At 49.9% G+C, this 717-nt stretch carries 4 tRNA genes and 1 rRNA gene; all 5 read left to right on the top strand.

The features are described 5' to 3' along the window. Positions 1-37 precede the first annotated feature (37 nt). Positions 38-123 (top strand) — tRNA-Leu (locus JMN17_RS21370). 9 nt (positions 124-132) lie between these two features. Continuing rightward, a tRNA-Arg gene (locus JMN17_RS21375) sits at positions 133-209 on the top strand. A 22-nt stretch (positions 210-231) separates the two neighbouring features. Then, positions 232-308 (top strand) — tRNA-Pro (locus JMN17_RS21380). A 7-nt stretch (positions 309-315) separates the two neighbouring features. Beyond that, positions 316-391 (top strand) — tRNA-Ala (locus JMN17_RS21385). Between the two features lie 232 nt (positions 392-623). After that, positions 624-717, top strand: a 16S ribosomal RNA gene (locus tag JMN17_RS21390); the annotation flags it as partial.

The following is a 717-nucleotide window of genomic DNA, read 5'->3' on the forward strand; positions in this document are numbered from 1 at the left end:
TTCGAATCCCGTCTTCCGCTCCAACTATACCATCCACGCCGGGGTGGTGGAATTGGCAGACACACAGGACTTAAAATCCTGCGGTAGGTGACTACCGTGCCGGTTCAAGTCCGGCCCTCGGCATTAAATCTTGCGCCCGTAGCTCAATTGGATAGAGCGTTTGACTACGGATCAAAAGGTTAGGGGTTCGACTCCTCTCGGGCGCGCCATTATTTTAATGGAATAGACAATCGGGAAGTAGCTCAGCTTGGTAGAGCACATGGTTTGGGACCATGGGGTCGCAGGTTCGAATCCTGTCTTCCCGACCATTTCAATGGGGCCTTAGCTCAGCTGGGAGAGCGCCTGCTTTGCACGCAGGAGGTCAGCGGTTCGATCCCGCTAGGCTCCACCATTTTTTAAAAAAAGATTGTTGACTTTGAAGAAGCAACGTTGTATACTAATAAAGTTGCTTTAACAAAGCGAACAAACGAAATGATCTTTGAAAACTAAACAAGACAAAACGTACCTGTTAATTCATTTTTTATAAATCGCACAGCGATGTGCGTAGTCAGTCAAACTAGGCCTGCACGACGCAGGTCACGCAGGTGTCACCGCAGGATGCGGTGAACTTAACCTGTGATCCATTATCGGAGAGTTTGATCCTGGCTCAGGACGAACGCTGGCGGCGTGCCTAATACATGCAAGTCGAGCGGACAGATGGGAGCTTGCTCCCTGATG

Origin of the sequence: Bacillus sp. RHFS10, assembly GCF_016757475.1 — a bacterium.
Taxonomy (GTDB): domain Bacteria; phylum Bacillota; class Bacilli; order Bacillales; family Bacillaceae; genus Bacillus; species Bacillus subtilis_G.